The organism is Flavobacterium resistens (assembly GCF_900182645.1).
GTDB classification, from domain to species: domain Bacteria; phylum Bacteroidota; class Bacteroidia; order Flavobacteriales; family Flavobacteriaceae; genus Flavobacterium; species Flavobacterium resistens.
On the sequence record NZ_FXTA01000004.1, the window covers coordinates 403645 to 424380 of the forward strand.

Consider the following 20736-nt stretch of genomic DNA (forward strand, 5'->3'; position numbering starts at 1 on the left):
AGTTTCATACAATAAATGTAAATTTGCGGCTTAATTAATTTAGTGAAAAGCTTAGAACCTTAGTAACTTAGAATCTTAGTCACTTAGAAATGAAGTACAATCCAAACGAAATTGAAGCCAAATGGCAAAAATATTGGGCAGAAAATCAAACTTTTGCAGCAAAAAATAACTCTGAAAAACCAAAACATTATGTTCTCGATATGTTTCCGTATCCTTCTGGAGCAGGACTGCATGTTGGGCACCCGCTGGGTTATATAGCTTCAGATGTTTATTCTCGTTTCAAAAGACATCAAGGTTTCAATGTTTTGCATCCAATGGGTTACGACAGTTTCGGATTGCCGGCAGAACAATATGCAATTCAGACAGGACAGCGTCCGGAAGATACAACACGTGTAAATATTGACGGTGGTGTAGATAAAGAAGGAAAACAAATTGCCGGTTACAGAAAACAATTAGATAAAATCGGATTCTCATTTGACTGGGCTCGTGAAGTTCGTACGTCAAACCCAGATTATTACAAACATACACAATGGATTTTTATCCAATTGTTCAACTCTTGGTATTGCAGAAAACAAGGAAAAGCTTTTGAAATTTCTGAGCTTGTAAAAGTTTTTGAAGGAGAAGGAAATAAATTAGTTGAAGCCGTTTGCGATGACAACGTAGCGATTTTTACCGCTGACGAATGGAACGCTTATTCTGAAGATCAAAAAGAAAAAATCTTGCTGCAATACAGAATGACCTATTTGGCAGAAACCGAAGTAAACTGGTGTCCTGGCTTAGGAACTGTTTTGGCAAATGACGAAATTGTAAACGGAGTTTCGGAACGTGGAGGCTTTCCTGTTATAAGAAAAAAAATGACACAATGGAGTATGCGAATTTCTGCTTATGCCGAACGCTTGCTTCAAGGTTTAAATGATATTGACTGGAGTGAGTCTATAAAAGAATCTCAAAGAAACTGGATAGGGAAATCGGTTGGGGCTTTAGTTAAGTTTCAAGTTTCAAGTTTCAAGTCTCAGGTTGATGCGCAAAGTGATGAAACTTTAAACATGAAACCTGAAACAAATTTTATCGAGGTTTTCACAACTCGTCCTGATACTATTTTTGGAGTTACTTTTATGACTTTGGCACCAGAACATGATTTGGTAGCTAAAATTACAACTTCAGAACAAAAAGAAGCTGTTGAAGCGTATATCGAAAAAACAGCAAAACGTTCTGAGCGTGAGCGCATGGCCGATGTAAAAACTATTTCTGGAGTATTTACCGGAGCTTATGCTGAACATCCATTTACAAAAGAAGCTATTCCAGTTTGGATTGGTGATTATGTTCTGGCTGGTTATGGAACGGGCGCTGTAATGGCGGTTCCTTGTGGAGATGAAAGAGATTACGCTTTTGCTAATTTCTTTAAAGGTCAGAAGGGAATGTCTGAAATCAAAAATATCTTCGCTAATGTTGATATTTCTGAAGCAGCTTACGGATCAAAAGATAACGTTGAAATCGCAAATTCTGATTTCTTAAACGGATTAAATTATAAAAATGCTACTCAGGCTGCCATTACGGCTTTGGAGAAAATTGGACAAGGGACCGGAAAAACAAATTACCGTTTGCGTGATGCTGTTTTCTCTCGTCAACGTTATTGGGGTGAACCGTTTCCAGTTTATTATGTGAATGGATTGCCTAAAATGATCGATACACAACACTTGCCAATTATTTTACCAGAAGTAGAGAAATATCTACCAACCGAAGACGGTTTGCCTCCATTAGGAAATGCGGCAGTTTGGGCTTGGGATACAAAACAAAACAAAGTTGTCAATACAGATTTAGTTGACAATGTTTCGATTTTTCCTTTAGAATTGAACACTATGCCAGGTTGGGCGGGAAGTTCATGGTATTGGATGCGTTACATGGATGCGCATAACGAAAATGAATTTGCAAGTAAAGAAGCTCTAGCTTACTGGGAAAATGTAGATTTATACATCGGAGGAAGCGAACACGCAACGGGTCATTTATTGTATTCTCGTTTCTGGAATAAATTTTTAAAAGACAAAGGTTTTGCTCCAACTGAAGAACCGTTCAAAAAACTGATTAATCAGGGAATGATTTTAGGTACGACGGCTTATGTTTATAGATTGGAAGGAACAAATACTTTTGTGTCTAAAAATAAAATTGAAGGTCAAAATGTACAGCCAATTCGCGTTGATGTTCATTTTGTAAATTCTTCGGATGAATTGAATATCGAAAAGTTCAAAGCCTGGAGAGAAGATTTCAATACGGCAGAATTTATTTTAGATGAAAACGGAAAATACATTGTAGGTCGTGAAGTCGAAAAAATGTCGAAATCATATTATAATGTAGTAACTCCAGATGATATTTGTGCAGAATACGGTGCTGATACATTGCGTTTGTACGAAATGTTCTTAGGTCCGTTAGAGCAGGCAAAACCTTGGAATACTGCTGGTATTTCAGGAGTTTTTGGTTTCTTGAAAAAATTATGGAGATTGTATTTTGATGATAATGGTTTAATCGTAAACAACGACGAACCAACAAAAGACAACTTAAAATCATTGCACAAAACCATCAAAAAAGTAGCAGAAGATATCGAGAATTTCTCTTTCAATACTTCTGTTTCTCAATTTATGATTTGTGTAAATGAATTGTCTTCTCAAAACTGTCATTCAAGAGCGATTTTAGAACCATTAGCAATTTTGGTTTCGCCATACGCACCGCATATCGCAGAAGAATTATGGTCACAATTAGGGCATACAACTTCAATTTCTGAAGTAGCGTTCCCAATTTTTGAGGCAAGTCATTTGGTTGAAACAAATAAAGAATATCCAGTTTCTTTCAACGGAAAAATGCGTTTCACAATCGAATTGCCTTTGGATTTAACCGCAGCACAAATCGAAGAAATCGTAATGAAAGACGAAAGAACACAAAAACAATTAGACGGTAGAACACCAAATAAAGTGATTATCGTTCCTGGAAAAATTATCAACCTTGTAGGATAATTTTAAAATTCCAATATAAAAATCCCAAATTCCAATTTTACGATTGGAGTTTGGGATTTTTTTTGTGAAGTTTTTTTCCGCTACGAATTCACGAATTATTTTTGACAATCTTTGTGGGTCTTCGACTTCGCTCAGACTGACAATAAGTACTGTTTGTCATTTCGACGAAGGAGAAATCTCCACAAGTAACTCAACAAAGATTGGCGATTTTGATTGCGGAGCTACTCGCGGAGATTTCTCGTCCCTCGAGATGACAAGATTGTGAAAAAAACTTTGCGACTTAGCGTCTTTGCGAGCAAAAAAAGCCTAGCGTTCCTTGCGGATCCCGATAGCTATCGGGATGCGCACTTTGCGGTTAAAAACCCGTACCAACATTGGAATTTGAAATTTAATAATTAAAATTTTAAAAACTTTTGTAACATTTTAATAGTTGCCGTATCAAAAGGACGGATCCGATTAAATTAACAACTTAAAACTATTAAAAATGAAAAAGTATATCATCTTAATTATCGCATTCTTATTCTCAGCATTATGTCTAAATGTTTTTGCACAAACAAAATCATATTCTTTCGAAGTTCTTAAAACCGGAAAAGGAAAACAATCCATAATTTTCATTCCCGGATTTGCTTCTTCTGGCGAAGTTTGGAACGAAACCAAAACTGCTTTCGAAAAAGATTTCACTTGTTACACACTTACAATGGCCGGATTTGCAGGAGCAAAACCACAAGAAAATCCTTCATTTGAAAATTGGAAAACAGAAATCGCTAATTATATCAAAGAAAACAAAATCGTAAAACCAATTCTTATTGGTCATAGCATGGGTGGCGGATTGGCGCTTGCCATTGCAGCTGATTATCCAGAATTAATTGGAAAAATTGTAGTTGTTGATGCGCTTCCGTGTATGGCTGCACTAATGGACCCGTCTTTCAAATCAAAAGAAAATAATGATTGCGCTGCAACCGTGAATCAAATGATCGGAATGACTGATGTTCAATTTCTTGAAATGCAGAAAAAAACAATGCCAAGACTTTTGGCAGATGCTTCAAAAATGGATATGGTAGTGGATTGGAGTGTAAAATCAGACAGAAAAACATTCGGACAAATGTATTGTGATTTTTCAAATACCGATTTAAGAGCGAAAATCGCACAGATTAAATGTCCGTCGTTAATATTATTAGAGTCTTATTTTATAAATTTAAAACCAGCAATTGAAGAGCAATATAAAAATTTAAAAACAGCCAATTTTCAATATGCAAACAAAGGTCTTCATTTTATTATGTATGATGACAAAGATTGGTATTTGGCACAATTAAACACTTTTATAAAATAATAAGAATGGAATTTGAACAAATCTACAAAACATATTGGGATCGAATATTCAGGCTTTGCATGGGTTTTGTCAATGATTATGACATTGCGCAGGATTTGGCTCAGGAAACATTTATAATTGTTTGGCAAAAGTTGGACACTTTTAGAAACGAATCGGCTATTGGAACCTGGATTTTTAGAATTGCTTCTAATAATTGTTTGAGACAGATTGAAAAACAAAAACGTTTTCCGAAATCAGAATTGCCGGTTCATCTTTCTGAGGAAAAACAACAATCGATCGAACCACAGATTCAGTTTTTGTATAAATGCATCGCCGAATTGCCAGAAACCGATCGTATCATTATTTCTTTGGAATTAGAAGAAGTTAAGCAAGCTGAAATTGCCAAAATCGTTGGTCTTTCAGAAGCAAATGTAAGGGTGAAGATTCACAGAATTAAAGAAAAATTGACTCAAAAATTTAAAGAAAATGGAAAACAATAATATAAACTTCAACGATTTATGGAAAAAACAAACCGTAAGTCAGCCTGATATGCAGGATTTGCTTTCTAGATTAAGCAAATTTAAAAAAGCATCTTTGCGTAGTTTATGGATGACAAATATTATGCTTTTTGCAACCAGTGCTTTTATAATTTTTATATGGATTTATTATCAGCCGCAATTTATTTCGACCAAAATCGGAATTGTTTTAACGATACTTGCAATGGTGATTTATCTCTTTGTTTCGAATAAATTATTCAGCAATTATAAAGACATTGATGCAACACAGACGAATCAGGAATATCTTCAAAAATTAGTTTTTATTCAAAAGAAGCAACAATTTTTACAGACGAATATGATGAGTTTGTACTTTTTGCTTTTAACAGCGGGAATTTGTCTTTATATGTATGAATACGCAAGCAGAATGAGTGTTTTAGGCGCGAGTTTGACTTACGGAATCACTTTGCTGTGGATTTTGTTTAATTGGTTTTATATTCGTCCAAAACAAATTAAAAAACAACAATCAAAAATAAACAGTCTAATTGAAAAGTTTGAAGAGGTAAATAATCAATTAGAGTCTTAAATCGGAAAGCTTTGCAGTATTGTAAAGCTTTTTTTGTTCTGAAAAATGTCAAAATGTCATTTTGTTAAAATGGTTCATAAATTGTGATTGATTTTGTAACTTTAAAAATCAATCAAAAAAATACAAATATGGGAGGTGGATATTTATTACTTGCCGGAGCTATAATGTTGTTTAGCTGGATGGTGAGTTCAAAACTTAAAAGCAAATTCGAATTGTATTCTAAATTGCAATTGCAAAATGGAATGAGCGGAAAAGAAATCGCCGAAAAAATGCTTGCTGATAACGGAATTAGAGATGTTCGTGTTATTTCGACTCCGGGACAATTAACCGATCATTATAATCCGTCAGACAAAACAGTAAATTTAAGTGAAGCGGTTTACAATCATCGAAACGCGGCAGCAGCGGCTGTTGCAGCGCACGAATGTGGACATGCGGTGCAACATTCTGTCGGATATGAATGGCTTACAATGCGTTCAAAGTTAGTTCCGATTGTAAATGTCGCGTCAAATTTCATGCAGTGGATTTTACTTGCAGGAATCTTGATGATTAAAGCTTTTCCGCAATTATTGTTAGTGGGAATTGTGCTTTTTGCGGCAACAACTTTATTTTCGATCATTACATTACCAGTTGAATATGATGCGAGCAACAGAGCGTTGGCATGGCTTGAAAATAAGCACATGTTGACACAACAAGAACAAGCAGGGGCAAAAGATGCTTTAAAATGGGCGGCAAGAACTTATGTGGTTGCAGCTATTGGATCAATTGCGACATTGTTGTATTATATCTCGATTTATTCGGGAAGTAGGAGGAATTAATTTGATAATTAGTCAATTAGATAATTTATGGCAAACCCGACAGGTTTTAAAAATCTGTCGGGTTTTGTTTTTTATAGTATTTTATATTTTAAAATAAAAAATATTAAGATCCAGATTGCCGTGATTATAAAAATGCTATTTTGATACTGTTTTTCACCAAATTTATATAGTTTATAAATTAATACAAAAACATAAATCAGACTTATAGGGATTGAAAGTAAAAATAATATGCCGCCCATTCCCGGTGTGCATGGTCCGCCTCGATCTATTTTATCAAATATGAATGTAGTAATGAAATAAATGCTGTAGAATAATAAAGTTTTGTATTCGGTTCGAAGGTTTGTTAGCATGTTGGAATTATCTAATTATTAAATTGACAAATTTTCTAATTTACAATTGAATTTGTCTGTCAATCTGCTGATCTAGCGATATAAAAGTTTCTGTTCTCGAAACGCCTTCAATAGCTTGGATTTTATTATTTAAAAGCGACATTAAATGTTCATTATCGCGGCAAATAATTTTAATCAAAACTGACCAGTTTCCTGTTGTGTAATGACATTCTAAAACTTCGGGGATTTTTCTCAATTCTTTTACGGCTTCTGAGTTTCGGGAAGCTTTGTCCAGATAAACTCCAATAAATGCCATTGTATTGTAGCCTAAAACTTTTGGATTTACAGTGAATTTTGATCCTGAAATAACGCCAGATTGCTCGAGTTTTTTTAATCGCTGATGAATTGCAGCGCCTGAAATGCCAATTTTGTTGGCGATTTGTAATATCGGTTTTCGGGCATCGTCCATTAAATAACGAAGAATCTCTTTGTCGATACCGTCAATTTCAATTATTAGGGAATTAATTTTCATAACTTAAAATTTGAAACTATTTTTTGTGATTTGGGTTTTAAATAGAAATCAAATGTAGTTAAAAGGCTCTGAATAATGAAATTCCAATAATGAAATTCTAAAATCGAAGGATTGTTATAAAACAAAAAATCCAAATCCCAAGTGATTAAGTTGGAATTTGGATTTTAAAAAATTGTATATTTTTATTCTTAGGTTATTTTCCTTTGTTTGCTTCGGCGATGTATTTTTCTAAAGCCATTGTCATAGAAGGAGTTTCAGGAGTTGGAGCAAGAATGTCAATTCTTAAACCATGATCTAAAGCTTCTTTTTGAGTTGTGCTTCCAAATACGGCAATTCTGGTGTTGTTTTGTTTAAAATCAGGGAAATTTTTAAACAAAGATTTAATTCCTGTTGGGCTAAAAAATGCCAAAACATCATAATAAACATCTGCCAAATCAGACAAATCACTCATTACAGTTCTGTAAAAAATAGCCTGTGCCCAATCAACTTTTAAGTTGTTTAGTGTTACAGGAGCATCTGCGTTTAACTGGTCAGATGCAGGAAGTAAAAACTTCTCGTCTTTGTACTTTTTGATTAGCGGAGATAAGTCTGCAAAATCTTTTGCTCCAACGTAAATTTTACGTTTTCTGTACACAACATACTTTTGAAGGTAAAATGCAACAGCCTCAGATTGACAAAAATATTTCAATCCTTCTGGAACTTTGTAACGCATTTCATCAGCCACTCTAAAAAAATGATCTACAGCATTTCGACTTGTTAAAATGATCGCAGTGTAATGATTAAGATCGATTTTTTGTAATCGAATCTCTTTTGCGCTAACCCCTTCCACATGAATAAATGGTCTGAAATCAATTTTTATTTTGTGTTTTTGTTGGAGCTCAAAGTAAGGAGAATTCTCCACTTTAGGTTCAGGCTGTGACACCAAAATTGTTTTCACTTTCATATTATAAACATTTTCTAAGCACTCCCTTTTGTTATCCAATAATAGAGAAAATAATAAGGGGCTATTTCAAGAGCGCAAAGATATAAAATAAAATAAAATAACTTGCTGATTATTGCATTTTGATACGTTTTAATTGAAATAAAATAGGAGTATATACTTATACACAGCGAAATACCTATGATTGCCAACGGAACAATGCTCGGAATATTGTCATAATAAAATAAAACCGCGTTGATAGGAAGCAATAAAACGCCAATATAAGTTCGATAAGTGACTTTTTGTAAGTTAAAAAGATCAACAAATTCTTCGATATTAAAGGAAGTTGCAACAATTTTCTCGACTAAATATTTCGCCAAAATAAAATAAAGAAGGAATGTTGCAATCTGAATAAATAAAATCCAGTCGGTTTTTAGGACAATTTCTGCGGCTTTTGAATTCTCTGAAAAAATATGCATCGCCAATTGAATAAAAAAGGCAAACGAGATAATTTGAACAAAAAATAATCCAACCGTAAAACTGCTTTTCATGTGGCTGTTGTCACGGTAGATTTTGGCATATTTATCAGAAAAAATAAGCTTACTGAATTCAGAGAATCGGGTTTCGTAAGCAGATTTTGTTATCGCAACAACAGCAAAAGTCAGGACAAATAAAGCAGTTGCCCAGTCTTTGTTTTCAATAATTCGTGGATGAAGGTGTTCAATCATAGTGTCACAAAATTAGTAATTTTTTATTTCAATAGTTTTATTATAGATTTATTATGAAGCAAATGCTATAAAAAGTTTACTTTTGCGGTGAAATTACCGAGAAAAAAATGAGTGATAGCATTGTCATAATTCCTACTTATAACGAAATTGAAAACATCGAAAGTATAGTGAGAGCTGTTCTTTCGCAACATAAATCTTTTCATCTTTTAATTATTGATGATAATTCTCCAGATCATACTGCAAATAAAGTAATTGCATTGCAGGAAGAATATCCTGGTAAATTATTTTTGGAAAAAAGAGCAAAAAAATCAGGTTTGGGAACAGCCTATGTTCATGGTTTTAAATGGGCACTAGAGCGCAAATATGATTTTATTTTTGAAATGGATGCCGATTTTTCACACAACCCAAATGATCTTGAAAAATTATTTGACGCTTGTCATTTTGGAGGCGCCGATTTAGCTATTGGATCTCGTTATGTTACGGGTGTGAATGTCGTAAACTGGCCATTAAGTCGTGTTTTGATGTCGTATTTTGCTTCGGTTTATGTTAAGTTTATAACCGGAATGAAAATTCACGATGCTACGGCAGGTTTTGTTTGTTATAAAAGAGAGGTTTTGGAAAAAATTAATCTGAACAAAATCAAATTTGTTGGATATGCTTTTCAAATTGAGATGAAATATCGAACTTATTGTGGTAAATTTGAGATAACTGAAGTTCCAATTATTTTTACAGACAGAACAAAAGGAGTTTCTAAAATGAGCAACGCCATTATTAAGGAAGCTATTCTCGGTGTGATTTCTCTTCGATTAAAAAAATTATTCAATACATTATAAACAAAAGGCGATGAACAGGATTTTAATAAAAAACGCTAAAATTGTAAACGAAGGATCAATTTTTGAAGGTGATGTATTGATCGAAAATGATTTGATTGTTGAGGTTTCAGACAGCATCAGCCTAAAAACTTCAGATTGCAAAGTAATTGATGCCGAAGGGAATTATTTAATTCCAGGGGCGATTGATGATCAGGTTCATTTTAGAGAACCGGGATTAACGCACAAAGGTGATATTGAATCAGAATCGAGAGCGGCAGTTGCAGGAGGAATTACCTCTTTTATTGAACAGCCAAATACGGTTCCGAATGCGGTTACTCAGGAAATATTAGAAGAAAAATACCAGATTGCAGCTCAAAAATCATTTGCGAATTATTCGTTTATGATGGGAGCAACAAATGATAATTTGGAAGAAGTTCTAAAAACAAATCCAAAAAATGTTGCCGGAATTAAGATTTTTCTAGGTTCTTCAACTGGAAATATGCTGGTTGACAGAGAAGAGACTTTGGAGAAAATTTTCTCAAGTACTCCAATGTTAATTGCGGTTCATTGCGAAGATGAAACTACAATTCAAAATAATCTAGCGAAATTTAAAGAACAATATGGAGAGGATATTCCGGTAACGGCGCATCACTTGATTAGAAGTGCTGAAGCTTGTTATATTTCTTCTTCAAAAGCAGTTGCTTTAGCAAAAAAGACAGGAGCAAGACTTCATATTTTTCATCTTTCGACTGCTAAGGAAATGGAATTGTTTACGAATAAAATTCCGTTAGAAGATAAAAAAATTACTGCTGAGGTTTGTGTGCACCATCTTTGGTTTACTGATGAAGATTACAAAACAAAAGGGAATTACATAAAATGGAATCCAGCTGTTAAAACTGCTGAAGATCGTGCTGAACTTTGGAAAGCTTTGAATGATGGCCGAATTGATGTTATTGCAACAGATCACGCACCTCATACAAAAGAAGAAAAACAGCAATCTTATTTGAAAGCACCATCTGGAGGTCCGCTTGTGCAGCATGCAGTAGTTGCAATGTTTGAAGCTCATCATCAGGGAAAAATCAGTGTGGAGAAAATTGTGGAGAAAATGTGTCACAATCCGGCTAAAATTTTCAAAATCGAAAAAAGAGGTTTTATCAAAGAAGGATATTATGCCGATTTAGTAATTGTAAATCCAAGTTTGCCTTGGAGTGTAAATTCGGATAATATTTTATACAAATGCGGTTGGTCGCCTTTTGAGAATATGGCTTTCAAATCTAGAATCACACATACTTTTGTGAACGGAGAAATGGTTTATAACAATTTCAAAGTAAAAGATGTACGCGCTGGAAAAAGATTATTATTTGACAGATAAAAAAAGGAAATGAAGAATTTTGTATTTATAATATTGGTTTTGTTTCTTTCTGTAAGTTGCAAAAAAGAGCTTGTAAAAGAGCCAAAAGGACTTATTGAGAAAGGGAAAATGGTTGATATTATGTATGATTTGTCTCTTTTGGAAGCAATCAAATATCAAAATCCGCTTTCATTAGATTCGGTTGAATCTGATCCGAAAAAATTTATTCTTAAAAAATATAAAGTGGATAGTCTGCAGTTTGCTCAAAGCAATATTTATTACGCAGCAGATTATGAAACGTATAAGGACATGTTTGATGAATTGGGCAAGCGATTGGCTGTTCAGGAAAGAGCTACAGATTCAATTCTTAAGATAGAAGAGAAAAAAGCGGCTAAAGCAGCTAAAAAGAAAGCAATTGAAAAACCTAAAGATTCTTTAAAAAGTGCATCAAACCCTGCAAATGTTAATCCGAACGGTAGGCAAAAACTTTTAGATCGATAACAAGTTAGAGTTTTGAAATATTTATAATGTACTCGTGTACATCTTGAAAAACCGTTCCTAGAGCGGTTTTTATTTTTTGGTTCGAATACAAATCTTTAGTGTATGAAGATTTTGCTGTTGCTCTGGTAAGGCGTCTTTTTTGGAAGAATATAGTCGAAAACACACCATCGGCCATCCAAAGGAAATTCATTAAAAACGGTTTTGCGTGAATATGTGGTTTTTTGACTTTTAGAGCTACAGCAATCGTATCAAGAATATCTTTAAAAACTACATTTTCGGCAATTAGTGTGAAACGCTCGTTTTTGATGTCGCTTTTCATTAGTTGATATGCGATTTTGACAACGTCGTCAACGGTGATGAAACCTGTGCTTCCTAGTGTATAAAATGGAAGTCCGTTTCTAACTTTCACATATAATTCGGCACTTCCTTGTTGTGCGTCTTTCGTTTTCGGAATTGGACCTAAAATCACACCCGGATTTACAATTACAATATCCAAACCTTCCTGAACAGCGCGCCAAACTTCCATTTCGGCACCATATTTAGAAATAGCATAATCACTGTGTGGTTTTTCAGGATTCCAGTCGGTTTCTTCAGTGATTTCTTTTTCATGAGAAGCCAAATCTCCTAAAGCCGCAATAGAACTTACAAAACAGAATTTTTTTATTCCACGGGCAATCGAAAAATTGACCATATTGGCAGTTCCTTCAATATTGGTTTTTCGAAGCGCATCTTCATCTTTTGGGTCAAATGAAATTAAAGCGGCGCAGTGGTAAACATAATTGATGTTTTCAAAAGCAATTTCGAGAGAAGGAACGTCTAAAATATCGGCTTCAAGCCATTCTATTTTTTCAAATAAATCGTCTTTTTGATAAAGTTCAAAAACCGATTTTGTTTTTTGGATACCACTTTTATTGCGGTAAATAGCCCGAACATTTTCTCCATTTTCAAGTAAATGAAGTAATAAATGTGAGCCTACTAAACCTGTTCCTCCTGTTACTAATACCATTTTGTAAAGATAAGTTTTTGGTTGAAAGGAGCAAAGGAGCAAAGAGACAAAGTTGCAGAGGTTCAAAGTTTTTATGCATTGATATTGTGATTGCTTTTTGATATTGCCATTGTCATTGATTATATTTGCGCAAAATATTTAAAAAATGAAGAATCTAGTTGAAGAATTAAAATGGCGCGGTTTGTACCATGATAGCATGCCAGGAACGGAAGAACAATTGCTAAAAGAGGTAACATCGGCTTATATTGGTTTTGATCCAACGGCAGATTCGCTGCACATTGGCAGTATGGTTCAGATTATTTTATTGGTTCATTTAAAGAATTTTGGTCATCAGCCAGTTGCTCTTGTGGGTGGCGCGACCGGAATGATTGGCGATCCATCTGGAAAATCTGACGAAAGAAATCTGTTGAACGAAGAAACTTTGGCTAAAAATGTTGCCGGAATCAAAAGTGTTTTGTCTCGTTTCTTAGACTTTAATTCAAACGAACCAAATGGTCCAATTATGGTAAACAACTATGACTGGATGAAGGAATTCTCGTTTATTGATTTTGCACGTGAAGTTGGAAAACGAATCACTGTAAATTACATGATGGCGAAGGACTCGGTTAAAAAAAGAATTAACGGAGAGGGAGAAGGAATGTCTTTCACAGAATTTACTTATCAATTAATTCAGGGATACGATTTTTATCATTTATATAAAAATAACAACTGCCTTTTGCAAATGGGAGGTTCTGACCAATGGGGAAATATTACCACAGGGACGGAATTAGTGCGCAGAATGGGTGGGGAAAATGCAAAAGCTTTTGCCTTGACAACTCCATTAATTACAAAAGCGGACGGATCTAAATTTGGTAAATCTGAGGGTGGAAATGTTTGGCTTGACGCCGATAAGACTTCTGTTTACAAATTTTACCAATTTTGGGTAAATGCTACAGATGCAGATGCTGAAAAATATATTAAAATCTTTACTTTCTTGGATAAAGAAACTATTGATGCTTTAATCGCTGAACATCAAGCTGCTCCACATTTAAGAGTTTTACAGAAGAAATTAGCTGAAGAAATCACGATTTTTGTTCATAGCAAAGAAGAGTTGGAAAAAGCAATTCAAGCTTCGAATATCTTGTTCGGAAATTCAACTGCTGAAGATTTAAAGAAATTGGATGAAAAGACTTTCTTGGAAGTTTTCGACGGTGTTCCGCAAGCTGAAATCGCAAAAGCAGATTTAGAAAATGGATTAGACATTATTACGGTTTTAAACGAAAAAACTGGTTTTTTTAAATCAAACGGAGAAGCGAGAAGAGCTTTAACGGCAAATTCAATTTCGGTAAACAGAGAAAAAATCAAAGAAGATTTTGTTTTGACAGCAAATGATTTAATTAATAATCAATTCGTGTTATTACAAAGTGGAAAGAAAAACTATTTTGTGATAAGAACTGTTTAAATTTTGTTTAACTGTTTAATCGGTTAATTGTTTAATCGATTTTTGCAAAGTTAAATCTAGATATATGAAATCCCAATACCTCGAAGAGTTATTGGGATTTTTTTTGAGATTTCTAATAATGAAAATATTTTTTTTATCGATCGGTTTTTTGCAATTAAACGATTAACCAAATTAACGGTTAAACCTTTAAAGAACCATAAGGTTACAACCACGAATATCAGAATTATCAAAACGTCCCAATACCTCGAAAGAGTTGTTGGGATATTTTTTGCCTAAATCCTGGGTTGCAATAAAGGAACATGAATTGATGTTCGCCAAATCGATAACATTGATTCCGCCTGTTTTTTCGTCATTCACATAGGTAAGCGCATCTTCAGGATCACGAACTAAAATGTTCATCCAAGATGGACATTCAAAAATACCGTCTCCTAATGAATAAGCTTGTGCAAGAAGTTCGGTCATTCCATATTCAGAATGAATTGAAGAAACACCAAAACCTTTGCATAAAATTTCGTGTAATTCTTCGCGAATCATTTCTTTGCGTTTTCCTTTCATTCCACCAGTTTCCATTATAATGGTATTTTGAAGCTGAAACTGATGTTTTTCGATTAAATCTAAGAGTGCGTATGTAACGCCAATCAAAATTACATTTTGTCCGGCATTATCTAATTGGATTAGCTTCTGGGTAAGTTCTTCGTGGTTGTGTAAATAAAACCCACTTTCAGGCTGATTAGAGAGTTTTATAAGATCTTCTACCATGTAAATCAACGAAGAGCCTTCGCGCTCTAAATAAGACGGTAAAAGGGCTAAAACGACATAATCTTCAATATTGCCGTAAAACTGAGAAAATCCCTGGCGATAACTTTCTTCGTAAAGTGAAACATCGGTAACTAAATGTCGGCTTGTGACCATTCCGGTTGTTCCACTGCTTGTAAAAGTAACTTGTGGGAAATCTGAATTAGAAACTACTTTATGAGTTTTGAAAAACTGGATTGGCAAAAACGGAATTTGCTTCAATGTTTTTACCTGTTGCGGATTTACATTTAAAAAGTCACAGAAATCACGATATACTTTGTTGTTCTCGTGCTGAAAACGAAACACTTTTAGTGCTATTTTTTCAAATTGTTTCTGACTTGAAATGGTAAAGATATCGCTGGCTGTAATCAAAACTTTTTTTTGCAAAGATATTGTTTTTAGTTTTTAGTCTCAGTTTTCGACCACGGTTTTTGGGTTTAGTTTAACTGAAAAGTGAGACAGTGACTGAAAACTAAAAAAACTCCCAAGAAGGAGCTTTTTTTATATTTATCTGATAATCAGTTTTCGGGTTGCGGATGCATTTTCTTCACTTATTTTGATGATGTAAACGCCTGGAACCAAATCTGAAACGTTCAATTCTCGCGAACTTAAATGTGTCTGGAGTACTTTTTTGCCAAGAAGATCAAAAATGATTATTTCTTTTTCAAGATCATTTTTGGTCGAAATATATACTTTTCCGTTAATAACAGGGTTAGGATACAAGCTTAGACCCTCAATAGAAGTAGACTCTTGAGGTTTTGGTAATTGTTTACTGTCTTGCGCCGAGACACTTACAGTAAAGAAAAAAGCCAATAAGAATGTAATATAAAAGTAGTTTTTTGCCATCGCATTTATTTGATACGTAAATATACAAAAAAAATTACAAAAATTACGCCAAAAAAAAACATCCTAAATATTTAGGATGTTTTTAACAATTTATGTTCGAAGTAAATTATTTGATCAAGTTTGCACCGTCAACAGTTGCCCAAGCTCCAGCAGTTAATGAAGCTCCAGTAGCTGTAGCACTTGTAGTGAAAGTTCCAGCTGGGAAAGCAACAGTAAAGCCTGCAGCACCAGCAACTGGTATTACACTTGTAGTGTTAGAAATTTTTACATTTAAAACTTTAATTTTAGATGTGTTTACTTGGTGTGTGTTAGTTGCAGCATCTAAGATACTTACTACAGCACCTTGGTAAGTTGTAGTTCCAGTTGTGAAGTTTCCGTATCCATCAACAATGATGTTGCTGTATTCACCGTTACCTTCTCTTTTGAATTGGAAAGCATCAACTTGGTTGTCTCCAACTTCAGGAACGTTTCCAGCTTCTCTTTTTAAAGTAATGTTAGAAACTTTTGGTCCGAAAGCATTGTCATTTGCAGATGCTTCGATTTCCATTCCGTAGTTTCCTTTTCCAGTTTGGTAAGCATACCAGTTTGTATTAGTAGTACCTTGCCATCCATCTTGCCAGTCAAAAGCATCATCATAGTTACCATAAGAGATAGCGTTTGTCATACTTACAGTTCCTCCGAAGAATTCGAATCCGTCGTCAGCACCTTTGTAAGCTACTAAGTGATCTAAAGTTGTTCCAGAACCTACAGAGTAGAATGTGAAAGCGTTGTTTTCTTTTTGTCCGTCAGCTAATTTAGAACCAGCGTACTCAACTCTAACATAGTTTAATGAACCACCATTGTGAGTTGCATTTGATCCTCCGTAAGAGATATTGTTTCCGTCTTCAGAAGTAGAAGAAGTTCCTCCTCCAGCAACTTTTGCAGGTGCATCACCGTACATGATGATACCTCCCCAAGAACCTGGAACTTTAGATTTTTCTGTAAAAACAACTGGTTTGTCAGCAGTTCCGTTGATGATTAATTTTCCTCCGTTCAAAACAACTAAAGCGTTGTCTCCGGTAGCTTTGTCTATAGTGATTGTAGATCCTGCATCAAAAGTAACAGTTACACCAGAATTGATTTTTACAATTCCTTTTAAAGTGTAGTTACCGTAAGCATAAGATTTGTTAGCAGTAATTGGACCTGTAATTTCGCCTGTAGCAGGTGTCGGTGCAGGAGTTGGATCGTCACTGCTTGAGCAAGAATTAAAAAATAAACCTGTAGCAAGTGCTAAAGCAAGAATTTTAGTTTTCATAGTTTTTGTGTTGTATTATTCGTTTTTATTTTTGTCAAAATTATGAGGTTAATCTTTTTAAGGTGTTATCTCAACATTACATTACAGTTATCAAAAATTGACTAAAATGTGAAGAGAATGTTAAGTGAATCTTTGCAAATTGTAGCCATAAAAAAAGCTCCAGATATCTGGAGCTTTTAAGTTTGTTATGTTCTTAATATTAGAATGTGTAGCCAACTTTAACTGAGAATCCTACACCCTTTTTGTAGCTGTTTGCTAATAAAGATGGTTCATCAACTTTTACTGTTCCGTTGTTTCCAAATTCTAATTGTCTTGCAGGGTTTATTAAGTTGTCTGCTGTAAATTTCACATCAAAATGGTCTGAGATTTTACTTCCCCAAACAAAGTCTAATTGAGATACTGGTAATTCATAAGTATTGTCCTGACCGTTTGTTCCTACTGCATAAATTCTTTTTCCGAATACACCATAAACAAGAGACATAGTGTTTGTCCAATCTTTACCTAAAGTAAATTCATATTTTAAATCAGAATTCACTAACCAATCTGATGCACCTTGCAATGATCTTGTTTGGTGTGTTTCAATAGAATTTTTGATAGTAACAACTCCGTCCTCATCCTGAGATTCGTAAGTTTTAGCAACATTTACTTTTGTTGACATCAAAGAAGCGTTTAATCCGAAAGAGAAATGCTCTAACTTGTCGCTAATTCTGTTTAGTCCTAAAAGGAATTCAACTTCTGCTCCGTATAAAGTTGCATTGTCTGAATTTAAGAAAGTAGTTACAGTTCCAGAAGTTGCATTTGCAATAAATGTTCTTTCGATTGGATTATCAATATATTTTCCAAATACTCCAAAAGTTACCATTTCTTTAGCTGTTGGGAATAATTCGTATTTCAAATCAACATTATAGTTGTCACTATTTTTCAATAATGAGTTACCTTGTGTAGAAGTATTATCAGCATTGATGTATGAGATCGGGAAAGATTCCATTACAACTGGCTTTGTGTATGTTTTACTTGCCGCGAAACGAATATTAGATGTTTCTGTCATTAAGTATTTCAAGTTTACAGAAGGCAAAACATAAAGATTGTTGTATGTTTTCTTTTTGAATGGATCATCAAAAGAACCTAAAGTTCTGAAGTATGTTTCTTTAATAGTGTTTTCAACTCTTAAACCTCCATTAAGTTCAAACTTGTCAGCGAATTTCCAGAATAAGTTTGCATATCCTGCATTTGCGCTTTCATTAAGTTTTACTTTGTATGTTGTGTTTGAACTTTCTGCAAAGAAAACCGCATTGCTGTTGATGTCGCTAGTGATTTTAGAATCGATATTGTTGATGTCATTTGATGAGAAAGTACCACCATAACTTGCTACGAAACGGTAAGAAGATTCCATTTTAGAAAAATTTCCGTTATAACCAACAGTCAATTTGTTTTGTTTGTCTTTTCCAAATTTCAAGTTGTATTCTAATAACCCAGAAACATATACATTTCCATCTACAGATAAATACTGACGTAAGAAGTTGTTACCTCCATATGAAGTGTTGATTTGGTTGTCAGCTTCTTGAGTACCAGTGTAGAATTTTCTGTCCGGTTGACCATATTTAGTATTTGCATAAGATACACCACCTTTTAAAGTTTGGTTTTTATCTTCTGTCAAATTGTATTCACCTAATAATTGAGCATTTAAGTAATCTGTTTTGTCCAATTGATTCGTACGAATAAAGTTGTTTTTAACACCATTATTACTTAAAACTCCGTATTGATCTAAAATCGAGTTTAATGTTGTTTTTAAGTATAAAGTGTTGAAAGATAATTTGTATCGTTCAGCTGAATAATTTACACCTACTAAAGCAGAAGTACTGGTTTTGAAACGATATTCAGTATTGATGAAATCATTGTTGTATTTATCACCAAGTGTTTGTAGTGTTCTGTTAACACCTTCTCTAACTGCAAAGCTATTATCAAAATTAAGAGATAATAAATAAGAAACGTTGCGGTTATTGCTTAAGTCAAATTTTTCTGCGTGTAGAAAATTGAAACTTGAGTTAAGCGGGCTTTTGCTTTTGTTTACGTTAAAACCTTTATCTCCACTTACAGAATTTAATGCCTGATCTGTCGTGAAAGTTGTTCTTCCGGCAGTTTCGCCTAAGAAACTTGGTAACTCTCTGTCTTTTCCATTAAATCCAAAGAATCCTGCAGCAGAATCTGCATCTCCAGAAAGCAAGAAATCTTTAAAGCTGTTTCCAGTTGTATATCCTGCTCCAAGATTTATTTTAGTAATGTTTTTTGTTGGTTTTGAAGTTTGAATATTAAAAGTTCCTCCAGCAAAATCTCCGTAAATGTTTGGGTTGAAAGTTTTGTAAACATCAATTACACCTACAATATTTGTTGGGAACAAATCAAGCGGAACAATTTTTGAGTATGGACTGTTTGAAGGAGCAGCAAGGTCATTGATCAATAAGTTGTTGTAACGATCTTCAAGACCACGAACAAATATTCCTCTTGAACCTACTTTTGTAATTCCGGTTACTTTTGTCAAACCTTCTTCAACATCGCTTACACCTTTTCTAGACATTTCCTGTGCACCAATACTTTGTTTGATTACAACAGCATTTTTTTGGTCTAATAAAAGAGCAGTTTCTTTTTCTTTATTTGCTGTCGATTTTACAACAACATCTTTAAGAGTATAACTTCCTGATGAAAGTACTTGGTTAACAGTGATTGTTTCACCAGCTTTTACAGTAACAGGTTTTTCTACAGATTCATATCCTACGAAACTAAAAATAATAGTATAAGTTCCAGGATTTACAGTCAACGAATATTTTCCGTCAATGTCAGTGTTGGCAGTAATGTTTGTTCCTTTTAATAAAACATTTGCAAAAGGAAGTACTTCATTATTAGTTTCTTTGTCGGTTAATACACCAGAAATCGTACCTTTGTTTTGCGCGATCGAAATCGAACAGATAAATAATGTGATTAATAGAAATTTTAAATTGAATTTCATTTCAGTGTTGTGTTTAATTTATTTTGGTGCAAAGAAAGACACGCATTGTAAAGTTCATGTTAGGCACTTGTTATGTTTTTGTGTTGTCAAGATTATCAAATTGTTACCAAATTAAATTACCGTTAACCGTAATTTTTAACGGTTATTTTGTTACTATCTTTACGCTGTGAAATAAAAAACATCAAATAATAACAAATGAAATTTGATGTCAAAATCTCAATTTTTGCTATTTATGAAAAAAACACAAACTAAGATTTTATTAGTTGACGATGAACCAGATATCTTAGAAATCGTTGGCTATAACCTTGCTCAAGAAGGCTATCAAATTGTAACAGCTTCAAATGGAAAAGAAGCGATAGCAAAAGCTCAGAAAGAATTGCCGGAATTAATCATCATGGATGTAATGATGGCCGAAATGGACGGGATGGAAGCTTGTGAACACATCAGAAAAATTCCAGAATTAAATAATGTTATCATAACATTCTTAACGGCAAGAAGTGAGGATTATTCGCAAGTAGCTGGTTTTGACGCAGGTGCTGATGACTATATTACTAAGCCAATAAAACCAAAATTATTGGTCAGCAAAGTAAAGGCTTTGTTAAGAAGGTTAAAAGAACAAGAAATTGTTACAGACACTATAAATGTAGGCGGAATCGAGATCAACCGCGAAGAATACAAGATCATAAAAGGCAATGTTGAAATTGCTTTGCCAAGAAAAGAATTCGAATTGTTCTATTTATTGGCTTCTAAACCAGGGAAAGTTTTCAAAAGAGATGAAATCCTTGATAAAGTTTGGGGAAATGAAGTGGTTGTAGGAGGAAGAACAATCGACGTTCACATTAGAAAGCTTCGCGAGAAAATTGGCGAAGACCTTTTTAAAACCATAAAAGGAGTTGGTTATAAATTCGAAGTATAATTTTTTTAGTAGCTAAGATTCTAAGATACTAAGTTGCTAAGGTTTTTAGTAAC

General features: G+C 34.0%; 18 protein-coding genes. 10 read left to right on the forward strand and 8 right to left on the reverse strand.

The genetic code is table 11. The annotated features are described in order from the left end of the window. Positions 1-89 precede the first annotated feature (89 nt). From leuS to FN795_RS16475, 5 genes are all read left to right on the forward strand, one after another. Positions 90-3005: a leucine--tRNA ligase gene (leuS, locus tag FN795_RS16455; RefSeq protein ID WP_142451648.1), complete on the forward strand. Its 2916-nt coding sequence runs from the start codon at positions 90-92 to the stop codon at positions 3003-3005. Between the two features lie 484 nt (positions 3006-3489). Beyond that, positions 3490-4335: an alpha/beta fold hydrolase gene (locus tag FN795_RS16460; protein ID WP_142451650.1), complete on the forward strand. Its 846-nt coding sequence runs from the start codon at positions 3490-3492 to the stop codon at positions 4333-4335. A 5-nt stretch (positions 4336-4340) separates the two neighbouring features. Further along, positions 4341-4814, forward strand: coding sequence for an RNA polymerase sigma factor (locus tag FN795_RS16465; RefSeq protein ID WP_142451652.1), 474 nt, complete (start codon positions 4341-4343; stop codon positions 4812-4814). Beyond that, positions 4801-5394 (forward strand): DUF485 domain-containing protein, encoded by a 594-nt coding sequence (locus FN795_RS16470; protein ID WP_142451654.1) that lies wholly within the window; start codon positions 4801-4803, stop codon positions 5392-5394. Before FN795_RS16465 ends, FN795_RS16470 begins: the two co-directional genes overlap by 14 nt. A 128-nt stretch (positions 5395-5522) precedes the next feature. Continuing rightward, the gene (locus tag FN795_RS16475; RefSeq protein ID WP_142451733.1) at positions 5523-6209 is read left to right on the forward strand and encodes a zinc metallopeptidase; all 687 of its coding nucleotides are present in this window, start codon (positions 5523-5525) and stop codon (positions 6207-6209) included. Between the two features lie 390 nt (positions 6210-6599). On the opposite strand, the gene FN795_RS16480 is transcribed toward FN795_RS16475, so the two are convergent. The 3 genes from FN795_RS16480 to FN795_RS16490 form a co-directional block, all read right to left on the reverse strand. Further along, on the reverse strand, positions 6600-7070 hold the full coding sequence (locus FN795_RS16480) for an Lrp/AsnC family transcriptional regulator (RefSeq protein ID WP_035653302.1): 471 nt from the start codon (positions 7068-7070) through the stop codon (positions 6600-6602). A gap of 193 nt (positions 7071-7263) precedes the next feature. Beyond that, a complete protein-coding gene (locus tag FN795_RS16485; protein ID WP_035653304.1) occupies positions 7264-8013 on the reverse strand; it encodes a uroporphyrinogen-III synthase in 750 nt (249 codons plus the stop codon). A 14-nt stretch (positions 8014-8027) separates the two neighbouring features. Continuing rightward, positions 8028-8717 carry a DUF4271 domain-containing protein gene (locus FN795_RS16490; RefSeq protein WP_142451656.1) on the reverse strand — a complete coding sequence of 230 codons (690 nt, stop codon included), beginning with the start codon at positions 8715-8717 and terminating at the stop codon, positions 8028-8030. Between the two features lie 107 nt (positions 8718-8824). Here FN795_RS16490 and FN795_RS16495 point away from each other — a divergent pair, with 107 nt between their 5' ends. The 3 genes from FN795_RS16495 to FN795_RS16505 are packed head-to-tail and all read left to right on the forward strand — an operon-like array spanning position 8825 to position 11381. Further along, positions 8825-9550, forward strand: a complete 726-nt coding sequence (locus tag FN795_RS16495) for a polyprenol monophosphomannose synthase (RefSeq protein ID WP_142451658.1) — start codon at positions 8825-8827, stop codon at positions 9548-9550. 10 nt (positions 9551-9560) lie between these two features. After that, entirely contained in the window at positions 9561-10901 is a 1341-nt protein-coding gene (locus tag FN795_RS16500) for a dihydroorotase (RefSeq protein WP_142451660.1), read from the forward strand. 9 nt (positions 10902-10910) lie between these two features. Next, on the forward strand, positions 10911-11381 hold the full coding sequence (locus FN795_RS16505; RefSeq protein ID WP_142451662.1) for a DUF4296 domain-containing protein: 471 nt from the start codon (positions 10911-10913) through the stop codon (positions 11379-11381). A gap of 4 nt (positions 11382-11385) precedes the next feature. Here FN795_RS16505 and FN795_RS16510 read toward each other — a convergent pair whose 3' ends face one another. Beyond that, positions 11386-12387 carry an NAD-dependent epimerase/dehydratase family protein gene (locus FN795_RS16510; RefSeq protein ID WP_142451664.1) on the reverse strand — a complete coding sequence of 334 codons (1002 nt, stop codon included), beginning with the start codon at positions 12385-12387 and terminating at the stop codon, positions 11386-11388. Between the two features lie 145 nt (positions 12388-12532). Between FN795_RS16510 and tyrS the strand changes: the two genes are divergently transcribed. Next, positions 12533-13828 carry a tyrosine--tRNA ligase gene (gene tyrS / locus FN795_RS16515; RefSeq protein ID WP_035653317.1) on the forward strand — a complete coding sequence of 432 codons (1296 nt, stop codon included), beginning with the start codon at positions 12533-12535 and terminating at the stop codon, positions 13826-13828. A 186-nt stretch (positions 13829-14014) separates the two neighbouring features. Here the strand turns inward: tyrS and FN795_RS16520 are convergent, their stop codons facing one another. The 4 genes from FN795_RS16520 to FN795_RS16535 form a co-directional block, all read right to left on the reverse strand. Then, on the reverse strand, positions 14015-14995 hold the full coding sequence (locus tag FN795_RS16520; protein ID WP_154275365.1) for a LuxE/PaaK family acyltransferase: 981 nt from the start codon (positions 14993-14995) through the stop codon (positions 14015-14017). Positions 14996-15130: 135 nt separating this feature from the next. Then, positions 15131-15469, reverse strand: coding sequence for a T9SS type A sorting domain-containing protein (locus tag FN795_RS16525; protein ID WP_142451667.1), 339 nt, complete (start codon positions 15467-15469; stop codon positions 15131-15133). 106 nt (positions 15470-15575) lie between these two features. After that, positions 15576-16763 carry a hypothetical protein gene (locus tag FN795_RS16530; protein WP_142451668.1) on the reverse strand — a complete coding sequence of 396 codons (1188 nt, stop codon included), beginning with the start codon at positions 16761-16763 and terminating at the stop codon, positions 15576-15578. A gap of 199 nt (positions 16764-16962) precedes the next feature. Further along, positions 16963-19767, reverse strand: coding sequence for a TonB-dependent receptor (locus FN795_RS16535; RefSeq protein WP_142451669.1), 2805 nt, complete (start codon positions 19765-19767; stop codon positions 16963-16965). 232 nt (positions 19768-19999) lie between these two features. Between FN795_RS16535 and FN795_RS16540 the strand changes: the two genes are divergently transcribed. Further along, positions 20000-20683, forward strand: coding sequence for a response regulator transcription factor (locus FN795_RS16540; protein ID WP_026728392.1), 684 nt, complete (start codon positions 20000-20002; stop codon positions 20681-20683). Positions 20684-20736 lie beyond the last annotated feature (53 nt).